Origin of the sequence: Amycolatopsis mediterranei, from assembly GCF_026017845.1 — a bacterium.
Taxonomy (GTDB): domain Bacteria; phylum Actinomycetota; class Actinomycetes; order Mycobacteriales; family Pseudonocardiaceae; genus Amycolatopsis; species Amycolatopsis mediterranei.
In genome coordinates this window covers 8245660-8261370 of the sequence record NZ_CP100416.1, presented here as the reverse complement: position 1 = coordinate 8261370, position 15711 = coordinate 8245660, and the positions used below count along the sequence as shown (strand labels likewise).

15 protein-coding genes are annotated in these 15711 nt (G+C 70.4%); 8 read left to right on the top strand and 7 right to left on the bottom strand.

Annotation, left to right across the window (positions count from 1 at the left end; translation table 11 throughout):
- Positions 1–6: 6 nt before the first annotated feature.
- Genes ISP_RS37105 through ISP_RS37090 form a run of 4 tightly spaced genes read right to left on the bottom strand, consistent with a single transcriptional unit; the run spans position 7 to position 4314 of the window.
- Positions 7–1194, bottom strand: a complete 1188-nt coding sequence (locus ISP_RS37105; RefSeq protein ID WP_080582942.1) for a pentapeptide repeat-containing protein — start codon at positions 1192–1194, stop codon at positions 7–9.
- Between the two features lie 47 nt (positions 1195–1241).
- On the bottom strand, positions 1242–1979 hold the full coding sequence (locus tag ISP_RS37100) for an SDR family NAD(P)-dependent oxidoreductase (RefSeq protein ID WP_013228934.1): 738 nt from the start codon (positions 1977–1979) through the stop codon (positions 1242–1244).
- Positions 1976–3295 (bottom strand): acyl-CoA dehydrogenase family protein, encoded by a 1320-nt coding sequence (locus tag ISP_RS37095; protein WP_013228933.1) that lies wholly within the window; start codon positions 3293–3295, stop codon positions 1976–1978. Before ISP_RS37095 ends, ISP_RS37100 begins: the two co-directional genes overlap by 4 nt.
- 8 nt (positions 3296–3303) lie before the next feature.
- A complete protein-coding gene (locus ISP_RS37090) occupies positions 3304–4314 on the bottom strand; it encodes a phosphotransferase family protein (RefSeq protein ID WP_013228932.1) in 1011 nt (336 codons plus the stop codon).
- Between the two features lie 114 nt (positions 4315–4428).
- Between ISP_RS37090 and ISP_RS37085 the strand changes: the two genes are divergently transcribed.
- From ISP_RS37085 to ISP_RS37050, 8 genes are read left to right on the top strand one after another with little or no spacing between them, the layout of a single operon-like run.
- A complete protein-coding gene (locus ISP_RS37085; RefSeq protein ID WP_013228931.1) occupies positions 4429–5193 on the top strand; it encodes a crotonase/enoyl-CoA hydratase family protein in 765 nt (254 codons plus the stop codon).
- 57 nt (positions 5194–5250) lie between these two features.
- The gene (locus ISP_RS37080; protein WP_013228930.1) at positions 5251–6450 is read left to right on the top strand and encodes a cytochrome P450; all 1200 of its coding nucleotides are present in this window, start codon (positions 5251–5253) and stop codon (positions 6448–6450) included.
- 5 nt (positions 6451–6455) lie between these two features.
- Entirely contained in the window at positions 6456–6923 is a 468-nt protein-coding gene (locus ISP_RS37075) for a VOC family protein (protein ID WP_230468516.1), read from the top strand.
- The gene (locus tag ISP_RS37070) at positions 6920–7966 is read left to right on the top strand and encodes an acyl-CoA dehydrogenase family protein (RefSeq protein WP_013228928.1); all 1047 of its coding nucleotides are present in this window, start codon (positions 6920–6922) and stop codon (positions 7964–7966) included. The genes ISP_RS37075 and ISP_RS37070 overlap by 4 nt, the downstream gene beginning before the upstream one ends.
- Position 7967: 1 nt before the next feature.
- On the top strand, positions 7968–9128 hold the full coding sequence (locus ISP_RS37065; RefSeq protein WP_013228927.1) for an acyl-CoA dehydrogenase family protein: 1161 nt from the start codon (positions 7968–7970) through the stop codon (positions 9126–9128).
- Positions 9125–10099, top strand: coding sequence for an NADPH:quinone oxidoreductase family protein (locus ISP_RS37060; RefSeq protein ID WP_013228926.1), 975 nt, complete (start codon positions 9125–9127; stop codon positions 10097–10099). The genes ISP_RS37065 and ISP_RS37060 overlap by 4 nt, the downstream gene beginning before the upstream one ends.
- A complete protein-coding gene (locus tag ISP_RS37055) occupies positions 10096–10854 on the top strand; it encodes an SDR family NAD(P)-dependent oxidoreductase (protein ID WP_034283886.1) in 759 nt (252 codons plus the stop codon). The genes ISP_RS37060 and ISP_RS37055 overlap by 4 nt, the downstream gene beginning before the upstream one ends.
- Positions 10855–10889: 35 nt before the next feature.
- A complete protein-coding gene (locus ISP_RS37050; RefSeq protein ID WP_013228924.1) occupies positions 10890–12125 on the top strand; it encodes an FAS1-like dehydratase domain-containing protein in 1236 nt (411 codons plus the stop codon).
- 88 nt (positions 12126–12213) lie between these two features.
- Here the strand turns inward: ISP_RS37050 and ISP_RS37045 are convergent, their stop codons facing one another.
- The 3 genes from ISP_RS37045 to ISP_RS37035 all read right to left on the bottom strand — a co-directional run bounded on the left by ISP_RS37045 (position 12214) and on the right by ISP_RS37035 (position 15708).
- The gene (locus tag ISP_RS37045) at positions 12214–13698 is read right to left on the bottom strand and encodes a FadR/GntR family transcriptional regulator (RefSeq protein ID WP_013228923.1); all 1485 of its coding nucleotides are present in this window, start codon (positions 13696–13698) and stop codon (positions 12214–12216) included.
- A gap of 97 nt (positions 13699–13795) precedes the next feature.
- Positions 13796–14566, bottom strand: coding sequence for an SDR family NAD(P)-dependent oxidoreductase (locus ISP_RS37040; RefSeq protein ID WP_013228922.1), 771 nt, complete (start codon positions 14564–14566; stop codon positions 13796–13798).
- Between the two features lie 17 nt (positions 14567–14583).
- Entirely contained in the window at positions 14584–15708 is a 1125-nt protein-coding gene (locus ISP_RS37035) for an acyl-CoA dehydrogenase family protein (protein ID WP_013228921.1), read from the bottom strand.
- Between the last annotated feature and the right edge of the window lie 3 nt (positions 15709–15711).

The following is a 15711-nucleotide window of genomic DNA, read 5'->3' as shown; positions in this document are numbered from 1 at the left end:
CAAGAGTTACTCATCCGTCGAGTTCGCCATCTCGGAAGCGGAGTCGGTCACATCCTCGACTCCGGCCTGAGCGGGATCGAAATCCGTCGGCCACTTGGTGGTGGCGTCTGCTACCGCTCCTCGAAAGTTCGCGGCGTTGGTCCCGTCTTCGTCGGCCAGTAGCGCATTGGTCAGGTCTGATCCTGTCAGATTGGCCTGGGCGAACTGGGCTCCTCTGAGGTCTGCGTCGCTGAGATCCGCCATGAACAGGTCGGTGCCGTGGAAGTCTGCCTGGATGGCGGATGCTTCCGAAAAGTATGAGCCGGACATCTGATTTCCGGCAAAATTCGCGCGAGCGCAATTCGCGGCAGCGAAGTTTGCGCCCTCGCAGAAGCTTCCCGAGAGGTTCACCTCTTGCAAGTTTGATCCACGAAACAGTGCCCCTTCGAAATGTGCCAATGTTAGGTTTGCGCCGCGGAGGGACGTCGAAGAAAGGTCGACCAGGTTTCGGTCGGTCCGGCGGAGAAGTTCTTCCAGGGTAGGCGCTTCGTTCCAGGCTCTCCCGAGTGCCGTGAGAGCCAGCTGGATGTCCACCGGTGGCCGCTGTGACGGTCGACCCCACCGGGCCTGTTGCTCTTGGTCTGCATCTCCGTTGTTCGTGTGAGCAAGTGGGGATCCATTGCGAATGAAGGCACACAAGATTTCGACGGCGATATCTCGAAGCTGATCATCTTCTCGGGCAAGCTGCTCCAGGGAGGCTGCTCCGCCGAGTCGGGTGGTGGTGCTCTCGCTGCCAAGCTGGTCCACGGCCCGTGAGAATGTCTCTCTCTGTTGAACCTGCCTGGTGGCCTCGAAGCTTTCGAGGCTGGTTCGTCTGCTGAGTTCCAGCTGCGCCCAGTTTGCTGCCACCTGGTCCCGGTTGATGCGAAGTTGTCGTGTTGTCAGGACTATCCCAATCAGCAGGATTATTCCACCAAATGCTTGAATCAGGGATGTACGAACACTGTTCTCGGCGTTGAGCACTTCAGCGGCGGAGAGCTGACCTCCTGCTGCTGTGCGCGACTGTGTGGTCGTGACGATCACTGTCGGCAGCCAAATGGTTGCCGCGCATAGAAGCGTGACGCCGGTCAGTATCATCGCGACTGTAACGAGGTTTGACCTGAGCCCGATGTGGTTCGAACTTCGAGGTGGCTGGTCCCGCTCGGCCCTGCTCATTGGCTCAGGCTACTGCCGGCGACTGCGGGCACTGCGCAGACGGGTCCTCAGTACAGCCCGCCGTCCACTCGGATCAGCGCTCCCGTCGTGTAACTCGATGCGTCGTCGGCGAGATACAGCGCCGTGCCGACGATCTCCTCAGGACGCCCGGGCCGGCCAAGCGCACTTCGGGCGGATTCGCGCTTCTCCGGCGCCCAAGCCTTCGAGACGTCGGTGAGGAACGGCCCGGCCGAGATGGTGTTCACCCGCACCTTCGGCCCGTATTCCAACGCGAAGACGTTCGTCAAGGCGTTGAGAGCAGCCTTCGCCCCCGCGTACGGGCCGAACCGCGGCTGCGGCATCAGCGCTCCCGAAGAAGAGACGTTGATGATCGAACCCCCGTCACCGTCGGCCATGCGCTGCCCGATCAGCGAAGCCAAGCGGAACGGGCCCTTGAAGTTGACCCCGATCACCTTGTCGAACAGTTCCTCGCTGGTCTCCGCCGACGACGGCGCCAGCGGTGACATACCCGCGTTGTTGACCAGGATGTCGACCTTCCCGAACTCGTCGTACGCGGCGTCGGTGAGCCGGCCGAGATCGTCCCAGTGCCCGACGTGCGCCGCGACCGGCAGGGCGCGTCGGCCGAGCGCCCGAACCGACTCGGCGGCTGCTTCGCACGCGTCGAGCTTGCGGCTGGTGATCACCACGTCCGCCCCCGCGGCGGCGAAAGCGCGCACCATCTCCAGTCCCAGGCCCCGGCTGCCGCCGGTGACCAGCGCGACCTTGCCGGAGAGGTCGAACGTCATGCGTTCACCCGGCCGGACAGCGCGGAGTCGTTGATGATGTGCGCGTACCGCTTGCGGGCGGCCTCGAGCCGCGGCGGGATGTGCTCACTGGGGAAGAGCCCCTCGGCCGGCCGGTGGTTCTTGAGCACCTGCTTGGCGATCGTGGTGCGGTGCACCTCGGTCGGGCCGTCGGCGAGGGCCAGGTTCGGCACGGCCATCCACCAGTGCGCGAGCGGCAGCTCACCGGTGGTGCCCAGCGAGCCGTGCAGGTGCAGGGCCCGCTGGATGACGTCGTGCAGCACCTTGGCCATCGCGACCTTGCACATCGCGATCTGCGTGCGTGCGGCGCCGTGTGGCTGGGTATCGATGATCCACGCCGTGTTCAGCACGAGCAGGCGGAACTGTTGCAGCTCGATCCACGAGTCCGCGATGAACTGCTGGACTGCCTGCTTCTCGGCGAGCGGGGTTCCCTGCGTACGGCGGGAAAGGGCGCGCTCGCACATCATGTCGAAGGCGCGGGCACATTTGCCGACCGAGCGCATCGCGTGGTGCACCCGGCCGCCGCCGAGGCGGGCCTGAGCCACCTTGAAGCCGTCACCGGGACCGCCGAGCATGGCGTCGAGGGGGACGCGCACCTGGTGGTAGCGCAGGTAGGCGTGGATGCCTTCGTCGAGCGACTCGCGTTCGTCCATGGTGCCGACGTTGCGCTTGATCTCGATCCCGGGCGTCTCGGCCGGCACGACGAACATCGACATCCGCCGGTGCGGCGGTGCGTCCGGGTCCGTGACGGCCATGACGATGAGGAACTCCGCGTACCGCGCGTTGGAGGAGAACCACTTCTCGCCGTCGATCACCCACTCGTCAGCTTCACGCCAAGCACGGCAGACGAACTCCTTCGGGTCCGCGCCGCCTTGGGGCTCGGTCATCGAGAAGGTGGAGACGATGTCGCCGTCCAGGAGCGGCTGCAGGTAACGCGCCTTCTGCTCCTCGGTGCCGAACATCGCCAGGATCTCGGCGTTGCCGGTGTCGGGGGCGGCGGTGCCGAAGACCGTCGGCGCCCAGTAGGAGCGGCCGAGGATCTCGTTGAGGTAGGCGAGCTTGACCTGCCCGTAGCCGGGCCCGCCCAGCTCGGGGCCGAGGTGGCAGGCCCACAGGCCCTGAGCCCGGACCTGCTTCTGCAACGGCTTGACGATCGCGCGCGCCTTCTCGTTGCGCGTGTCGTACGGGTCGCCGCCGTGGGGGAAGAGCAGGTCGAGCGGCTCGACCTCCGCCCGGACGAAGGCGGCGGCCCAGTCGAGCTTGGCCTGGAACTCCGGCTCGATCGAGAAGTCCAGCATGGGTCCTCCTAGCGGCGGGTGAGGTGGGTGAGCGCGGCGGTGAGCAGCAGCGGGATCCCGCGGCGCATCCGCTCCACTCGGTCGGTGACCTGGTCGCGGCGCTCGGCGTTCTTCACCAGCAGCGCGGACGCGGCGGCCTGCTTGTACCGCACGAGCGCGTCGAACCACGCCAGGTCCGCCACCGGGGAGCCGTACGCGGCCAGCAGTTCGCCGGGTTCCAGCGTGGGTGCCTCCGGCGCGACGGCGGTCGGGTGCGCGGGATCGGACATCAGCCGCAGCCACGCGAGGTCCAGCCGCGGGTCGCCGATCGACCAGATCTCCCAGTCGATCACCGCCCGGATGCCGGCGCCGTCGCACTGCATGTTGCCCAGCCGCCAATCGCCGTGCAGCACCGCGGGCCGCAGGGGAGCGGGGATCGCCGCGGTGAGCTGTTCGCGGCACTCGAGTTCGGCGCGGGCGGCGGCCGGCTCGAGCGCGCACGTTGCCAGCGCTTTCCGCCACCGCTCGACCTCGGTTTCCAGCGTCACGGCTTCCTCGGTGATCCCCAGCTTCGCCGGGTCGGCGGTGTGCAGGGCCGCCAGCATGCGGGCCGCCGCCGTGGCCCGGCCGCGCACGTCGGCCGCCGGCGGCCGACGTGCGCGCGCGATGTGCCGGGGTTCGTAGCTCTCACCGTCCGCATAGGACATGACGAACAGCGGGGGGACGTCCGGCGGGGCACCGGGGTCGGACCCCAGCACCTCCGGGACGGCCACCTCAGGCACCTCGGACAGCGCCGTCAGCACCCGCGCCTGGCGCAGGACGTCCCGGTTGCGGACCGGCTCGAGCCCGGGCGGGGCGACCTTCACGACGACGCGGACGCCGGAGTCCGTCACGGCGGAGTAGGTGAGGCTGGAAGTACCGCCGGGCAGGGGCTCGAGTTGGTGCAGTGGCTGTCCGGCGGCGTTCGTCGCCCGCCGGACGACGTCGGCGCGATCGGCGATGCCGACCTTCGTCCGCGCTGCTGGTGATCCGTCGACCATGCGCCTCCGTTCGTCGAGATGAGTATACGCAAATGAGCGGATGGACCGCGAGACTATCGCCTTGGGGCCGGTTAAGGGTACTCTTCTGTCGCACCGTCGCGTGGAGGAGGAAAAGTGCCGGACGAGGTTGTCGTCGAGCGCCACGGCGCCGTCCAGGTGATCACTATCAATCGCCCCCGGGTGAAGAACGCCCTCGACGCCGCCGTGGCGGCCGGGGTGGCGGCGGCCGCCGACGAGCTCGACGAGTCGGCCGAGCTGCGGGTCGGCGTGCTCACCGGCGCGGGCGGGACGTTCTCCGCCGGGATGGACCTGAAAGCGTTCCTGCGCGGCGAAAGCCCGGCGATCGAGGGGCGCGGGCTGTGCGGGATCACGATGACGCCGCCGCGCAAACCACTCATCGGCGCGGTGGAGGGCTGGGCGCTGGCCGGCGGGTTCGAGCTGCTGCTCGCTTGCGACCTCGTCGTCGCGGCGCGGACGGCGCGGTTCGGGGTCCCCGAGGTGAAGCGGTCACTGGTGGCAGGCGGCGGTGCGGCGTTGCTCCTGCCGCGGCGGGTGCCGTTCGCGCTCGCGCTGGAGCTCCTGCTGACGGGCGAGCCGTTCGACGCGGAACGCGCGGCCGCGGCCGGCCTGGTGAACCGGCTCACCGACGACGGCGGCGCGCTCGAAGGGGCACTGCGGCTGGCCGGGACCATCGCCGCCAACGGCCCGCTCGCCGTCGCCGCGACCAAGCAGATTGCCCGGTCGAGTGCCGACTGGACGCTTGAAGAGGGCTGGGCCGAGCAGGCCGAGATCGTCCGGCCGGTGTTCGACTCGGACGACGCCAAGGAAGGGGCGACCGCGTTCGCCGAGAAGCGCGCGCCGGTCTGGCGGGGGCGCTGACCGCCTGGGCAACCCCCGCGATCGCCCACTGCAGCAGCGTTCGACGAAAGGACCGTCATGAGCACCATGCTCGAGCCGGAGGGAACCTACGAAGGGGTGCCCGCCTACCACTACGACAACACCGCGAGCGGTCCGGTCCTGAGCCACCACCAGCGGTGGGACGAGATCGCCGCGACGCACTCCGGGTTCCGCAGCAGCATCGCGCGCGGGTACTGGGTGGTCACCGACGGCGCGGCGGTGCAGGAAGCGCTGCAGGACTGGCGGACGTTCTCGAGCAAGTCCGTGACGGCGCTCGACCCGGACCCGAAGTTCCTGTGGATCCCGGAAATGCTGGACCCGCCCGTGCACACGCAATGGCGGCGGCTGCTGGGGCGGGAGTTCTCACCGAACGCGGTCGCCGCCCGGGAACCGGAGATCCGGCGGGTCGCGGCCGAGATGATCGACCGGCTGACCGGCGCCGGTGGCGCCGACGTCCTCGACGAGTTCGCCCGCCGGTTCCCCACGCTGATCTTCCTACGGCTGATGGGCTTGCCCGAAGAGGACCTGGACAAGTTCCTCGGCTGGGTGCACAACATGCTGCACTTGTCCTACGAGCAGGACCCGGACCGGAGCCGGCAGCTGGCGGCGATCACCGAGGCGTCGGCGTACTTCGAGGAGCAGATCGCGCTGCGGCGGCAAGCCCCGCGGGACGACCTGCTCTCCCGCGCGATGACGTGGGAGATCGACGGCGAGCCGATCAGCGATCGGGACATGCACGCCTTCTGCGTGCTGATGTTCCAGGCCGGGCTGGACACGGTCCCGATCTCGGTCGGCTGGGCCCTGTATCACTTCGCCGGTCATCCCGAGCAGCGCGCGGCGATCGTGGCCGACCCGTCGCTCATCCCGACGAGCGTGGAGGAGATCCTCCGCGTCTACTCGTTCGTCATTCCGGCCCGCAAGGCGACGAAGGACGTCGAGATCGGTGGCTGCCCGGTCAAGTCCGGCGAGATGGTGATGCTCCCGCTGGCGGTCAGCAACCGTGACCCCGCGCGGTACGAGAACCCCTTCGAAGTGGACCTGAACCGCAAGACCAGCAACCACATCGCGTTCGGTTCCGGGCCGCACCGCTGCCTGGGCTCGCACCTGGCCCGTCTCGAGCTGAACGTGGCGATCGAGGAGTGGCATCAGCGGATCCCGGACTACCGGATCGCGGACGGCCAGGACCTGGAGGAGACCGGCAACATGTACGGCCTGAAGTCACTGAGGCTCGAGTGGTGAAGCCCGTGACACCGCCGCTCAATGCCGCGGACCTCTACCACACGGGAATCGTGGTCCCAGACCTCGAAGCGTCGATGGCACGGCTGGCCGAGGTCGCCGGTTATCGGTGGACGACGATCCAGTCCGCCGAGTTGACCATCCGCCTCGCGGACGGCGAGCGGATATTGACACTGCGGTACGCGTACTCGCTCGACGGGCCGCACCTCGAACTTGTGCAGGAGATCCCGGGGACGCCATGGACGGCTGCCCCGCGCGTCGCGACGCACCACCTCGGGTACTTCTGCGACGACGTCCCGGCGACGTCGAAGCTGCTGGAGGAGTCGGGTTTCGCGTTCGAAGCCGGTGCGGTGCTCGAGGGCACGCCCTCCCTGTTCGCCTACCACCTGGATCCTTCGGGGGTGCGGATCGAGGTCGTCGACCGTGGTCTGATCCCGGACTTCCCCACCTACCTGCGCGCGAGGACCCCGCGGTGATCGCGTTCACGGAGGAGCAGGAGGACCTGCGCGCGGTGGTGCGTCGGTTCCTGGCCGACCGGGCGGACGTGCGCGCCCGGCTGGACTCCGGGGAAGGCCACGATCTGGCCGTGTGGCGGCAGCTGGCCGACCAGCTCGGGCTCCCCGGCATCGCTGTGCCAGAGGAGTACGGCGGGTCGGGCGGCGGCCCGGTCGAGCTGGGGATCGTGCTGGAGGAGATGGGACGGGTGCTGCTGCCGTCGCCGTTCTTCGCGACGGTGGCACTGGTCGGTCAGGCACTCACCGCTTCCGGTGATGATGCGGCGAAGTCCCGGTGGCTGCCCGGCATCGCCGACGGTTCGCTGACCGCGACCCTCGCCGTCGCGGAGGAAAGCGGGCGGGCGACCGACCTCACGACCACCGCCACCGGCGGGACCCTCTCCGGCACCAAGATGTTCGTCGTCGACGGGCACACAGCCGACCTCCTGCTCGTGGTCGCGCGCACCGGACTGTTCGCCGTCGAAGGCACCGCGCCCGGGGTGACGAGGACCCGGCTCGAAACGCTCGACCGGACCCGCCGGCTGGCGCGGATCGACTTCGACGGCGCGCCCGCGGTGCCGATCGGGGAGTCGCCGCCGCGCAAGGCACTCGACCTGGCCGTCGTCGCGCTCGCCGCGGAGCAGGTCGGTGGCGCGCAGGCGTGCCTCGACATGGCGGTCGGCCACGCGAAGGTCCGGGTCCAGTTCGACCGTCCGATCGGGACGTTCCAGGCGATCAAGCACAAGTGCGCGGACATGCTGCTGGCGATCGAGGCCGCGCGGTCGGCCGTCTACCACGCGGCGTCGGCCGGGGACGAGCTGCCCGTGGCCGCGAGCGTGGCCGGGGCGTACTGCTCGGTGGCCTTCACCCACGCGGCCAAGGAGAACATCCAGATCCACGGCGGCGTCGGCTACACGTGGGAGCACGACGCGCACCGCTACCTGAAGCGCGCCAAGTCGTCCGAGCAGCTGTTCGGCGCCCCCGCGGCACACCGCGCCCGGCTGGCCGACCTGGTGGGTATCTGAGGTGCACGACGACGACTTCCGGGCGCGGCTGCGGGCCTTCCTCGTGGAGCACCACCCCGGCCGCCGCCCGAAGGACCGCACCGAACGGCTGGCCTGGCAGAAGGCTTGGCTGGCGAAACTCTTCGACGCGGGGTACGCGGGTCCGAGCTGGCCGCGCGAGTACGGCGGGATGGACCTCAGCTTCGCCCGGCAGGTGATCTACCAGGAGGAGTACGCGAAAGCGCGCGTACCCGGGCCGCTGGGCACGGGCCTGGGCATCGCCGCTCCCACGCTCGTCAAATACGGTACTGCGGAACAGAAAGAGCGGTACTTGCGCCCCATGCTGCGCGGGGACGCGGTGTGGGCGCAGGGCTACTCCGAGCCCGACGCCGGTTCGGATCTCCCGGCGCTGCGGACGACGGCCCGGCGGGAGGGCGACGAGTACATCGTCAACGGGCAGAAAGTGTGGACCAGCTCCGGCGACATCGCCGACGTCCTCTTCACCCTCGTCCGCACCGGCACGCCGGCATCGCGCCAGCACGGGATCAGCTACCTGCTCGTCGACGCGCACGCCCCCGGGGTCACCGTGCGGCCCCTGCGCGACCTCACCGGCGACGCGCACTTCTGCGAGATCTTCTTCACCGACGTCCGGGTCCCCGTGGCCGACCGCGTTGGCGAGGAGAACGGCGGGTGGCCACTGGTGCGCACGAGCCTCGGCCACGAGCGCGCGGCCGGGGCGATGAACCAGGCCGCGCGGTACCGGCGGGTGCTCGACGAGCTGATCGAACTGGCCCACGAGCGCGGCGCGACCGCCGACCCGCTGGTGCGCGCGCGGCTCGCGGACTTCGAGATGCGGGTGCGGATCATGCGCTACACCGGGATGCGGACGATCGCCGACATCCTGGCTCGCGGCGAACCGGGGCCGGCGTCGTCGACGTCCCGGCTCTTCGTCGTCACCTTCGAACAGGACCTCCACGAGTTCGCCGTCGACCTCCTCGGGCCGTACGGGATGCTCGGCCGGGACGACCCGCATGCCGTGCAACGCGGCCGCTGGGTGTGGGGTTTCCTGCGCACCCGCGCGTCGACGATCGGGGCGGGGACGGCGGAGATCCAGCGCAACACGATCGCGGAGCAGCTGCTGGGCCTGCCCCGCGACCCGGCCATGCCGCCGAGTTCGCGGTGAAGGCCGCCTGGTGCGTGGAGTACGGTCCGCCGAGCGGCATTTCGGTGGCGGAGCTCGACGAGCCCGAGCCCGGGACGGGCGAGGTCCTGGTCCGGGTGCACGCCGCGGCCGTCAACTACCCCGACGTGCTCATCGCCGCGAACCACTACCAGGTGTCCGCGCCGCTGCCCTTCACCCCCGGCAGCGAGTTCGCCGGTGTTGTCACCGCGCTCGGGGCTGGGGTGACCGGACCGGCGGTGGGGTCTCCCGTGGCCGGGGCCGTGTTGAGCGGAGCGTTCGCCGAGCAGGTCGTGGCGCCCGTCGAAGCGTTGCGCCCGATCCCCGATGGACTCGACATGGTGCACGCGGCCGCGTTCCACGTCACCTACACCACCGCATACCACGCGCTCGTGACGATCGGCGGGGCCACGGCGGGGGAGTGGGTGGCGGTGCTCGGTGCGTCGGGCGGGGTCGGCTCGGCCGTGGTCGACGTCGCGACGCGGCTGGGTCTGCACGTCGTCGCGGCGGCGTCGAGCGAGCAGCGGCTCGCGGTCGCACGGAAGCTCGGTGCCGAGGCCGGGATCGACTACCTCCGTGAGGACCTCAAGACCCGGATCCGGGAGCTGACCGGGGGCGCGCACCTCGTCATCGACCCGGTCGGCGGCGACCACGCGGAAGCCGCGCTGCGGGCGTTGCGCCGGGCCGGCCGGTTCGTCACGGTCGGGTTCGCCGACGGCGCGATCCCGCGCATCCCGCTGAACCTGGTGCTGCTCAAGAACTTGGTCGTGCGGGGCTTCGAAGCCCGGATGATCCGCCATGAGGATCCGGAAGCCACGCTCGCGGCCGAACGCGCCCTCGCCGGGATGGTCCGGGACGGGATGCGCCCGCTGGTTTCCCGCGTGCACCCGCTGTCCGACGTCGCGGGCGCGCTGACGGCCGTCGCCGAGCGCCGCACGACCGGAAAGATCGTCCTCGAGATGGCGGCCCGATGAGGGCAGCGCTCAGCGGGCGACGCGTGATCGTGACGGGAGCGGCCGGCGGGATCGGCGCGGCGGCCGTAACCGTGTTCCTCGAGGCCGAAGCCCAGGTCGCCGGGCTGTTCCACGCCACGCCGCCGCCGGACGACCTTGCAGGGCGCTGCCAGTGGATTCCCTGCGACGCGCGGGACCGCCGTTCGGTGGGAACCGCGTTCGAGCGGGCCACGTCGGCCTTGGGCGGTCTCGACGTGCTGGTGCACGCGGTGGGCAGCTGGCGGCCGAGCACCCCGGAGTCGTTGTCCGACGACGAGTTCGACCTCGTCCTCGACACGAACCTCCGATCGACGGTGCTCGCCAACCAAGCGGCCTTCGAACGCATGCGCGCCGGTGGCGGGCAGATCGTGAATCTCGGTTCCAGCGAGGGCGTCCGCGGGAATCCGCTGGCCCCGCACTACGCGATGGCGAAGGCCGGTGTCCACGCGTGGACCCGGTCAGCAGCCGCGGCGTGGGGACGGTTCGGGGTCACGGTCAACGCCCTGGCGCCCGCGGTCGGGACACCGGGCGCCGAGCGCCTCTGGGCGCACCTGGGCGATGACCGGACCGCGGCGTTCAAGGAGCGCTTGCGGACGAGCATGCCGCTGCGGGGCGAGCTCGGCGATCCGGAGACGGATCTCGGGCCGGTCCTGGTGTTCCTGGCCGGTCCGGGCGCCCGGTTCATGACCGGACAGCTGATCGCCGTCGACGGCGGGCTGCAGATGCTCGGCGCCTGACCGCCGGACACGCTTGTGAACTAGGAGGACCTGGGATGACGAGTACCGAGTTCGGGTCACTGACCGACGAGGCGATCGAGCGATCCCGCCGACGGCTCGGCGTCCCGAACCCCCAGCGCAACCCACCGCACAACTACGAAGTGACCTGGGACGGCGTGCGGCACTTCGCGTTCGGTTACGGCGACGACAATCCGCTCTACTGCGACCCTTCGTATGCCGCCGGCAGCCGCTGGGGTTCGCTGGTCGCGCCACCGACGTTCCTCTACACGATGGGCGAGGACGCCGCCCCGAAGCCGGACCCCGAGACCAAGGCGCTGTTGAAGGGCGACCCGTTCGCCGGGCTCGGCTCCTACCAGGCCGTCATGGAGTTCGAGTGGTGGCGACCGCTGCGCCTGGGCGACCGGTGCCGCGTGCTGCAGACCCAGGTCGGCGTGCAGCCCAAGCGAAGCAGCTTCGGCGGACGCACCGCACACGTCACCCACGACTACCTCTACACCAACGGCGAGGGAGAGATGCACGCCGTCCGCCGCGGTACGTGGATCAACGCCGAGCGGCACACGTCGCAGAAGCGGGCCAAGGAGAAGCTGGAACAACAGCCGTACACGTCCGGCCAGCTCGCCGAGATCGACGCCGCGTACGCGGCTGAGACGCGCCGCGGCGCCGAGCCGCGATACTGGGAGGACGTCGAGGTCGGCGATCCGCTGCAGCCCAAGGTGAAGGGGCCGTTGACCACCACGGACGTGATCGTCTGGCACCTCGGCTGGGGGATGCAGCTGACTCCGCCGGGGGTGTTCAAGATCGCCGCGGGCATCCGGCGCAAGGCCCCGGGGCTCTACCCGCCGAACGGGCTGAACATCCCGGACACGGTGCAGCGGCTGCACTGGGAATCCGCGCGGGCGACCGAGCTGGGACTGCCGAACTCCTACGACTACGGCGGCATGCGCGAAACCTGGCTGTGCCACCTGCTCACCGACTGGATCGGCGACGACGGCTGGCTGTGGAAACTGCGGTGCGAGCACCGCAAGTTCAACTACCTGGGCGACACCACGTGGGTGCGCGGCGAAGTCGTCGGCAAGCAGCTGGTCGACGGGCGTGGCGAGGTGCAGCTCGCGGTGCGCTGCGAAAACCAGCGTGGCGAGGTCACGACCCCGGGCACCGCGGTCGTGGTGCTGCCGACGCGGGACCGCGCCGTGGAGCTGCCCGCGCAGCCCGCACCGGACCTCGACGGCATGGTGGCGCGCGAACTGGCCCGGTTTAACGTCCCCGGCTGACTGGGTCGGTTATACAACGTCGCGAATGACTCATTCGGGACCACTGAAGTCTCAAATGAGTCATTCGCGACGCCACGTCACTGCGCACTCAGTGCCACCAGGGGATGAGGGCGTCGAGGTGGCGGCGCATCCGGTGCCGGGCCACGCCGGCATCACCCACGAGGATCGCGTCGAGGATGCGCTGGTGCACGTGCTGCACCTCGTCGGCCGCCGAGTCGCCGGGTAGCGGTCGGTCCTGGCCGGCCGCGTGCCGGCGGAACAGCTCGGTGATGATGCTCAGGAAAAGCGACAGCACGGGGTTGCCGGCCAGTTCGGCCAGTTCGGCGTGGAACAGGTCGGCTTTGCGGGGAGCGTCGGCCGGGCCTTCCGTCGGCCACCGGACGGCCGCGGCGAGGCGTTCGGCCACCTCGGCGTCGCCGTCGGCGTGCCGGGCGGTCACCCGGGCGACGGTACCGAGCTCGATGGCGTCGCGGACGATCCGCAGGTCGTCGGCCGTGACGCACTGGTACTCGAGGAACAGCGCCATCGTGTCGATGCTCGCCTGCGGCTCGGGGGCCGCGACGATGAGCCCGCCACCGGGGCCGCGGCGCATACGCGCCACTGAGTGGTACTCGAGGAGGCGGACGGCTTCGCGCAGCACGGCCCGACTGATCCCGTAGCGGGCGAGGAGATCGGCCTCCGAGCCGAGCGCCGAGCCAACCTGCCAGCCGCGGGCGGCGATGTCGTCGTGGATCCGGGCGGCGACCACCTCGGCGAGCTTGGCCCGTGGCCCCTCGACCATCTCGGGCTCGATCACGGTGCCGGTGATCTTCGTGCGCTGCACGCGGTGCTTTTCGATCCAGCCGGCCACCCACTCCACGTGCGCGGTCAGCGTCGTCTGGGCCCGGGCGCCGTCACCAGCGATCACGGCGTCGGCGATGGCCCGGTGCGCCTCGTGGGAGAGCTCCTTCGAACTCGCCACTTCCGCCTTGGGGACGCGCCGGGACGTGTGCGCGTAGCGCGCGGTGAGCCGGGTGAGCACGTCGATGAACAAGTGCAGGACCGGGTTGCCCGACAGCTTGCCGAGCAGCGGGTGCAGCGGGTCCTGTGTCCCGATGCCCAGCTCGCCGCCGTGGGCCAGTTCGTCCTCGAGCGTGGCACGAAGGGTCTCGATGCCTTCCTCGGTGACCTGGTCCGCGGCCAGCCCGGCGGCAATCGGCTCCAGCAGCAGGCGTGCCTGGAGCAGGTCCGTGACGCTGGTGCCGATGTACTCGAGGTAGATCACCATGGACCGGGTCGCCGGGCCCGCGTCGGGCGCGCACACGAGCAGCCCGCCGTTTGGACCCCGGCGCATCCGGGCGACCTGGTGGTGCTCGACCAGCCGTACCGCTTCGCGCAACACCGAACGGCTGACACCGAAGTGCTCGCGCAGGTCCAGTTCGGACCCCAGCGACTCACCGACGGGCCAGCCCCGGCGTACCACGTCCGCTTCGATGCGGTGCGCGATCCGGGCGGCGAGCGTGCCGACCTTCGCGCCGGCGAGGTCGGATTCCCGCTCATCGTCGGCGGACTCGAGGTCGACGCCAGTCGTCATACTGCTGACTCCTCAGGACGTTGCGTACCCTCAGTCTAGTCGGATGCTGCTCGACGGCCGTCGCGACGCACCGTCGGGTCGGGGTTGGGGATACTGTTCACCGGGGCGCGAAGCGCTGGCCGGCGTCGAGGCGCAGGCACTGCCCGTTGAGCATCGGGTTGTCGACGATGGCGAGCACCAGCTTGGCGTACTCCTCCGGGCGGCCCAGGCGCTTCGGGAACGCCGCGTCCTTCACCAGCGAGATCTTCACGTCGTCCGGGATCTTCGCCACCGCGCCGGTCTCGAACAGGCTCGGCGCGATCGCCAGCACGCGGATGCCCAGCGAGCCCAGGTCGCGCGCCATCGTGAGGCACATGCCGGCGATGGCGGCTTTGGCGGCGCTGTAGGCCACCTGGCCGATCTGTCCCTCGAACGCGGCGATGGACGACGTGGTGACGATGACGCCGCGTTCGCCGGTGACCTCGGGGTCCTCGGGTTCGTTGCGGCTCATGTGCGCCGCGGCGAGCCGGCTGATGTTGAACGTCGCGACCGCGTTGAGGTCGAGGACCCGGCGAAAGGTGGCCAGGTCGTGCGGACCGTCCTTGCCGAGGGTGCGTCCGGCCACGCCGCCACCCGCCGTGGTGACGGTGACGTGCAGGCTGCCGAGGTCCGCCACCGCCGCGGCGAGCGCCTGCTCGGTGCCTTCGAAGTCGGTGACGTCGACCGGGTGGAAGCTGCCGCCGACCGCGGCGGCGACTTCGACGCCTGCCGAGCCGGGGCGGTCCAGCACGGCCACGTCGGCACCGCGGGCGGCGAGCAGCTCCGCGGACGCCCGGCCCATGCCGGACGCGCCGCCGAACACCGCGGCCTTCTTGCCCTTGATTTCCACTGGCTTCCCTTCGTGCTTCAGTGCGCCGCCGGCACCGGCCGGACCAGGTCGCACAGCCGGTCCCGGTGGATCGCGGCGTCGCCGTAGAGCACGCCGTCGGTCTCGGCTCGGCGCAGGTAGAGGTGCAGGTCGTGGTCCCAGGTGAAGCCGATCCCGCCGTGCAGTTGCAGCGCTTCGCCGGACATGTCACCGGTCGCGGCACTCGAGTACGACGCGGCGACGGACGCGGCCCGGGCTGCGTCGGGCGCAGCGGCGTCGGCGGCCATCGCGGCGTAGTAGGTGGCGGCGCGGGTGCCGTGGACCAGCATCGCCATCGTGGCGCACTTGTGCTTGACGGCTTGGAAGCTGCCCAGGGGCCGGTCGAACTGGACCCGCACCTTGAGGTACTCGACGGTCAGCTCCAGCAGCCGGTGCAGCACGCCGAGGGTTTCACCCGACGTCAGCACCGAAGCGTCGTCGAGCCCCTGCTGCACCTCGGCGGGTCCGCTGTGGACGCGGTGGTCCCGGGGGACCCGGACGCCGTCGAGCCGGACTTCGTAGAACGAGCGGGTCAGGTCGAGGACCCGCTGGCGCCGGACGACGACGCCGGGCGCGTCGCGGTCGACGAGGAACGACGCCGGTGCCCCTTCGTGCCGCGCGGTCACCAGCAGCCAGCGCGCACCACCCGCGTCCTGCACGGCGGTCTTGACACCGTCGAGCACGACCGAGACGCCGTCGGTGCGTGCGGTGGCGTGGATGCCGTCGAGGGTCCACGGCGAGCGCGGTTCGGCGAACGCCCACGTCGCCCAGGCGGCGCCGGTGGCCAGCGCGGGCAGCACTGCCGCTCGCAGCGGCGGTGCCGCGTCGCGCGCCAGCGCGCGCCCGACGAGCGCGGAGGGCAGGAACGGCCCCCGTGCCACGGCCCGGCCGATCTCCTCGGCGACGAGGGTGAGTTCGGCCAGGCCCTGGCCGGCGCCGTCGTGCTCTTCCGGGATGGCAAGCCCGAGCCACCCGAGCTGCGCCGCGAGGCGCCAGAGCGCAGGGTCGACGTCGTCGTCCTGATCCAGCTGCGCTCGGACGACGTCGATCGAGGCACGGTCGGACAGCAGGTCGCGGGACGCCGCACGCAGCATCGCCTGCTCGTCACTGAGCTCGAAGTCCACTAG